Annotated in this window: 6 protein-coding genes; 3 read left to right on the forward strand and 3 right to left on the reverse strand. The window is 64.9% G+C overall.

All coding sequences use genetic code 11. The annotated features are described in order from the left end of the window. The first annotated feature begins 20 nt into the window (after positions 1–20). From phoU to phoR, 3 genes are read left to right on the forward strand one after another with little or no spacing between them, the layout of a single operon-like run. Positions 21–728 (forward strand): phosphate signaling complex protein PhoU, encoded by a 708-nt coding sequence (gene phoU / locus CTA01S_RS14035; protein WP_019560294.1) that lies wholly within the window; start codon positions 21–23, stop codon positions 726–728. 15 nt (positions 729–743) lie between these two features. Continuing rightward, complete coding sequence (gene phoB / locus CTA01S_RS14040) at positions 744–1,445, forward strand: phosphate regulon transcriptional regulator PhoB (RefSeq protein ID WP_019560293.1); 702 nt, start codon at positions 744–746, stop codon at positions 1,443–1,445. A 12-nt stretch (positions 1,446–1,457) separates the two neighbouring features. Further along, entirely contained in the window at positions 1,458–2,819 is a 1,362-nt protein-coding gene (gene phoR, locus CTA01S_RS14045) for a phosphate regulon sensor histidine kinase PhoR (RefSeq protein ID WP_062196432.1), read from the forward strand. Here the strand turns inward: phoR and CTA01S_RS14050 are convergent. The 3 genes from CTA01S_RS14050 to CTA01S_RS14060 form a co-directional block, all read right to left on the reverse strand. Further along, positions 2,785–4,152, reverse strand: a complete 1,368-nt coding sequence (locus CTA01S_RS14050) for an MATE family efflux transporter (protein ID WP_062196427.1) — start codon at positions 4,150–4,152, stop codon at positions 2,785–2,787. The two genes, phoR and CTA01S_RS14050, sit on opposite strands and share 35 nt — an antisense overlap. 6 nt (positions 4,153–4,158) lie before the next feature. Beyond that, positions 4,159–5,835, reverse strand: coding sequence for a glycosyltransferase family protein (locus CTA01S_RS14055; RefSeq protein ID WP_062196430.1), 1,677 nt, complete (start codon positions 5,833–5,835; stop codon positions 4,159–4,161). 132 nt (positions 5,836–5,967) lie between these two features. After that, entirely contained in the window at positions 5,968–6,228 is a 261-nt protein-coding gene (locus tag CTA01S_RS14060; RefSeq protein WP_019560289.1) for a type B 50S ribosomal protein L31, read from the reverse strand. Positions 6,229–6,444 lie beyond the last annotated feature (216 nt).

Consider the following 6,444-nt stretch of genomic DNA (forward strand, 5'->3'; position numbering starts at 1 on the left):
CTGGGCCATAGGAGATCCGCATGACTGACAAACATCTGTCCACCCAATTCGATGCCGAGCTGTCCGGTATTTCCACCCGTGTGCTGGAGATGGGCGGGTTGGTCGAGTCGCAGGTGGCGCAAGCCATTTATGCACTGTCCAACTTCAGTGGTGATGCGGCCACCGAGGTGATCGCACAGGAGGAGCGCGTCAACCAGATGGAGGTCGAGATCGACCGCGACTTGTCGACCATCATTGCCCGTCGGCAACCGACCGCGCGCGATCTGCGCTTGCTGATTGCGATTTCCAAGACCATCGGCAATCTCGAGCGTGTGGGTGACGAGGCAGCACGCATTGCTCGCACCGTCCAACGACTCATCAACACGGGGGTGTTCAGCCGCCTGCGCTTACCCGTCAATGACGTGTCTTTCGAAGCCTCGCTGGCGACCACCCAGTTGCGCAAAACGCTCGATGCGTTTGCGCGGCTGGACGTGAACCAGGCGCTGGAAGTCATCAAGCAGGACAATCAGATCGATCAGGAATTCGATGGCCTGATGCGCAAGCTCATTACCTACATGATGGAAGACCCGCGCACGATTTCGGCCAGCATCGACTTGGTGTTCGTGGCCAAGGCGATCGAGCGTGTGGGCGATCATGCCAAGAACCTGGCTGAGCAGATCATCTACATCGTCAAGGGCACCGACGTGCGGCACGCCTCGATGGAGAGCGTCGAGTCGGCGGTACGCTGAAGGAGGGGTGGCCGCATGAGCCGAGTGCTCGTCGTCGAAGATGAGAATGCGATCGCCGAGTTGGTCTCGCTGAACCTGCGTCACGCAGGTTATGAGGTCACGGTCGTGGCGGATGCCACCCAGGCTCAGGCCGAAGTGGATCGCATCCTGCCCGACCTGATCCTGCTGGACTGGATGCTTCCGGGGCAATCCGGCTTGGACTTGGCCAAGCGCTGGCGCGCCGAGCCTCGGACGAAGGACGTTCCCATCATCATGTTGACGGCGCGCGGCGACGAACCCGATCGGGTGGCCGGCCTCGATGCCGGCGCGGACGACTATTTGACCAAGCCGTTTTCCACCAACGAGTTGATGGCGCGCATTCGCGCGGTCTTGCGGCGCAAGGCGCCCGAGGCGCTGGATGCGGCGGTGGAAGTCGGCGGCCTGCGGCTGGACCCCAGCACGCGCCGCGTCACACACGGGGGACGGGAAGTGAAGTTGGGTCCGACGGAGTTTCGCCTGCTGCACTTTTTCATGACGCACCCGCAGCGCGTGCACAGCCGTGCGCAGTTGCTCGATCGTGTCTGGGGTGATCATGTGTTCATCGAAGAGCGCACCGTGGATGTCCATGTCAAGCGCTTGCGTGAGGCCTTGGCGCCGGTGCAGTGTTCACAGTTGATCGAGACGGTGCGCGGCGCGGGCTATCGCCTCGCGCAGCATCTGCCGCCCCCCACGACCTGAGTGCTGCCGAGCATGAACTGGGTGTTTCCTCGGGCTTTCGCTGGCATTGCCGTGGTTTTGGCGGGGGCCGTCGCGGGCTATGGGGTCGGGCGGATGCTGGAGTCCGCGCTGCTGATGGGGCTGTTGGGCGCCTGCGGGGCCGCGGCGATGTTGATCCTCCTCGATACGCTGAGAGGCCATCGGCTGCTGCGCTGGCTGCGTGAAGACCAGCAGGGTGCTGCCCCGCGAGATGCCGGGCTTTGGGGCGAGCTGGGCTATCGAATCGAGCGTGCTTTGCGCAAGCGCGAGCAGCAGGTGCAGCACGAGCAGACGCGTTTGACGCAGTTCCTCTCGGCCATCGAAGCTTCGCCCAATGGCGTGATGATGCTCGACGCGGAGGATCATATCCAGTGGTGCAACCGTGTGGCGGCCGAGCATTTCGGGCTCGACCCTCAGCGTGACTTGCAGCAGCGCGTGACCAACCTCGTGCGTGCACCGGCTTTCGTGGCTTATCTCCAGGAGGGGGAGTTCAAAGGCTCCATTCAGTTTCCTGGCGCGCGCGCGGGGGTGAGCTTGTCGGTGACGGTACGCCCGTACGGAGAGGGCATGAAGCTGGTGCTGTCGCAAGACATTACCGAGCGTGAGCGGGCCGAGAGAATGCGGCGTGATTTCGTGGCCAATGTCTCCCATGAAATCCGCACACCTCTGACGGTGTTGGCGGGCTTCATCGAGACCTTGACCAACCTGCCGTTGACGGACGCCGAGCGCACGCGCGTACTCGGGCTGATGGCGCAGCAGACCGAACGCATGCAGACGCTGGTCAGCGATTTGCTGACCCTGGCCCGCCTCGAAGGCGGGCCCCGGCCCCCGACCGATGTCTGGTGTGATGTGGGACGGCTGATGCTCCAGGCCGAGCAGGATGCGCACAACCTGTCGCGTGGGCGTCACCACCTCAGTTTCCGTGTAGAGCAGCCTGCTCAGGTGGCCGGTGTCGAAAGTGAATACTTCAGTGCGTTGAGCAATCTGGTGAGCAATGCCATCCGCTACACCCCCGAGGGGGGCAGCATCGATGTGGTCTGGCGTGTGCGTGCGGACGGCAGCGGTGAGTTCCTCGTGCAAGACACCGGTATCGGCATCGACAAAGAACATCTGCCGCGTTTGGCCGAACGCTTCTACCGCGTCGATGGCAGCCGTTCGCGGGAAACGGGGGGCACCGGTTTGGGGTTGTCCATCGTGAAGCACGTCATGCAGCGCCACGGGGGAGAGCTCGACATGCGCAGCGAACCGGGCAAGGGCTCCCAGTTCAGACTCATCGTGCCGCCATTGCGTGTGGCGCCTGTCGCGCCGGCGCAGGACGATGTCATGGCCTCGCCAGTGGCTGCGCCGTCTGCATGAAGCCGCGGCCAAGCCGTCGGTACATCAGCAGCAGGAGGGTGGCCACCAGGGCGAGGGCGGCGAGATTGGCGGCCCAAAAACCGCTGGCACCGTGCAAGGCGCGGGGGATGTGGCCCCCGAAGTTGAAGCCGAGCACCCATCCTCCGGCCAAGCCGATGCCCCACAGTGACACCACGTAAGCCACCGCAGGCGCCACGGCAATACGAAAGGAACGCAGGGCAAACGCTGTCGTGACCTGCGCCGCATCGAAAATCTGGTAGATGGCGATGAAGACGAACAGCTGCAGTGCGATGGTTCGCACGGCGGGGTCCAGGCTGTAGGCCGAGACGATGGGGCCACGCAAGACGAACAGGCCCAAGCCCAGGCCCACCGACAGGCCCACGGCCATGCCGATGCCTTGAGAGCCGGCGTGCCAGGCGCCTTGGGCATTGCCGGCACCACGTAACTGGGCCACTTGGGCCCCCGTGGCCACTGCGATGGACAAAGGCAGCATATAGGCCACCGAGGCCAGGTTGGCCACGATCTGATGCCCGGCCAAGGCGGTCGTGCCGAAATGTGAGATGAAGACGGCCATCAAGGTGAAAGCCGTGACTTCGACGAAGTAGCTCGCTCCGGCGGGCAGACCCAGGCGCAGCAGCTCTTTCTGGTCTGACCAACGGGGCCCTTCCCAGTCGTGCCAAAGCCTGAAAGGGGCGTAGATCGGCAGTCGCCACAGCATCACCCAGGCCACGAGGAGTTGCAGCGCCAGGACCAACAACGTGGCTAGCGCGCAGCCCTTCACGCCCAGTGCCGGGACGGCGCCGCCGCCGAACACCAGCCAGGCATTGAGCGGCAACTTGAGCGCCAGGCCGCCCAGCTGCAGCATGGTCACCAGCAGGGGGCGGGACATGCCCTGGTTCAGCGCGCTGTAGCAGCGCAGCAGCAGTGCCAGCGGCAGGCCCCAACCGAGCCAAAACAGGTACTCGCGCGTGCGCTGAGCCACCTCCGGCGTGATGTCGGTCAGCGCCAGCAGCGCATCGGGAAAGAACATCAGCAGCATGGCGGGCACGGCCAGCCCCAAGGCCAGCCACACGCCTTGTTGAAAAGCGCGTCCCACCAGGCGAGGATGGCCGCTGCCGTGATGCTGGCCCACCACGGGGATCAAGGCCTGCACGACGCCGGTCAGCCCGATGAAGATGCTGATGTAAAAAGCCGCGCCGACGGACAGCGCGGCCAGGTCCTCGCTCGACGCGCGCCCGGCCATCAGGGTATCGGCCACACCGAAGCCGATGGTGGCGAGTTGACCGATCAAAATGGAGCTCGCATCGCGGGCGATGGATCGCCAGGCGGCCATTTGCGATCAGTCCCTGCGGTAGAGATAGGTCTGCTCGTGGCGATCCGTCGGACGCCGTTCGGCGGCCACCAAGGTCCACCCCACAGGCGCCACGGGCGGGCTGCGCCGTGAGCCGATCAACAAGAGGTAGCGGCAATCTCGAGGGCCTGCCTCCAGACTGGCTTGCACGCGCAAGCCTCCCAGGGCTTGCAGGGCTGCCAGCTGATGGCGCGGCAAGCCGCTGGTCAGCACGCAGGCGCCAGCCGGCAGATGGCGTGTCAGGCGCTCGACCAGCGGGCGGTCGCTGCGGGCATAGTTCAGCAAGGGCAACCACAGGGTGAGCATCAGCAACCAGATCAAGGCCACGCCGCTGGCGGGCAGCACGAGACTGCGCCACAGCACTTCCCGATGCCGGCCCGTGCGCCAGCGCACCAACCAGCCCCAGGCCAGGGTCGCGGCGATGCCCAGGCACAGTGCTGGCAAGGAAAAACTGGCTTCGAAACCCGGGGCGAGCTTGGCGATGTTGGCGGCCGGCTTGGCCGGGATACCGGTGTGCATGGCGGCATACATCACCCACACGAACAGGGCGCCAGCGCTGAAGAAGCACACGGAGAACCAGTCGATGGCCGAAGCCATGGTCCGCCGCAGCGTCGGCAACGCGAAGGCCGATAGCACGGCCAGGGCGGGCAGGCCCAGCAGCAGTGCCCGGTCGGAGCCGTTCATCGCGGCACAGGCGATCACCGCGATCGCAACGATCGATGCAGGCCAGGCGATGTGTCGATGCTGCAGGTGCTGGCGCCAGCGCCACAATGTCCACCCGGCCAGCAGCCACGCCGGCCAGGTGAACCAAACGAGCAGCCGCAGGATCTGGGTCACGGACGGCCATTGGTTGATCCGCCAGCCCCAAGTGCCGAAAGCGGTCGCCAGCAGGGCGGCGAACAAGGCCGAAACCAGCACCCAGGGAGCAAAGGCGCGGGTGGCGTCGTAATGAGAGCGCCAACACACGATCGTGGCGGCCGCCGCCAGGGTCAATGCCAAGCTGGGGGCGCCGCTGCCGGCCATCAGCGGCAGGGCAAGCACGATGGCCAGACGGGGCTGCCAGCCTCGGTAGGTGCTGGCCGAGACGGCATAGAGGCATAAGCTCACGCCGGCAAGCTGGACCAGCTCGGGCGTGATCTCATGCCCAAGCTGCAACAATCCCAGGCTGGCCAGAAGGGCCAACACGGCACCGTCGGCCACGGCCCGTGCGTAGTCTATTGGATGGGCCTCGCCGCCAAAGGCAAAGGCCACCGGCTGGGCCGCTTCCGTACGGGCCAGGTGGTAGCAGCTGTACCAGGTGAGGGCCAGGGTGGCGGCCAGCAATAGCGCAAAGGGCACGCGAGCCGCCAGCTCCGGCCCGATCCAACTGCCGAAAGCCTGGATGAATAGCGCCCCCAGCCAATAAGGCAACAAGCCGCCGTCAGAGGGCAGTCCGGCGATCGTCGGGTGCCACCAGTCGCCCCCGTGGGCCAGCGCGTGCATGTAGCCATACGCGGTGACGTCTGCATTGCGCCAGGGGTCTCGCCCGAAATGGCCTGGCAGGACATAGGCCGCGCACAGCAGCAACAAGGCCCAACGGGGCAAGCGCCGCGCAGCGCGTTGGGTGACGATGGCTGGGGTGGGGCGGTTCAAGGCAGGAGGGCAGGCGTGCAGCACGGCCGCCATGATGCAGGATTTCGGCGCTGCTGGGGCAGTGTCTTACAGAGCGGGCCCGAAAACGAACAAGGCAGCCCGATGTCTGGGCTGCCTTGTGATCGGGGCTGGGGTGTGTGGCGAACAGACCCTGCCGCCCAGGGATTACTTCTTGAGGCCGACGCGGGCGAACTTGTTGCGGAATTTCTCGACGCGGCCGCCCAAGTTGTCCACGCTTTTTTGCGTCCCCGTATAGAAGGGGTGCGACTCACTGGAGGTTTCCAGTTTGAACAGCGGCAGTTCACGGCCGTCGTCCATCTTGATGGTTTCTTTGGTGGGCGCGCACGAACGCGTCACGAATTGAAAACCGTTGGACAGATCCACGAAGCAGACTTCGCGGTAGTTGGGGTGGATGCCTTCTTTCATGCCGAGTCCTTTGATCGCAATCGCGCCGGGAGCCACGCCGAACCCCTCGGCGCACTTTCCGGAATACAGGAAACCTTTAATTATATAGCAGTGCTCGAAGGTTGCTGAGGGTCACAGCCGCCGCAGTTCACAAAAACCGAGTCCACGGTCTCGCGGAGCTCGACCGGTTCGTCGGGCGCGGAACAGTCCGCCAAGGACTGTTCCTGGTCCCGACTC

The sequence above is a fragment of the Caldimonas taiwanensis NBRC 104434 genome (assembly GCF_001592165.1).
GTDB classification, from domain to species: domain Bacteria; phylum Pseudomonadota; class Gammaproteobacteria; order Burkholderiales; family Burkholderiaceae_C; genus Caldimonas; species Caldimonas manganoxidans.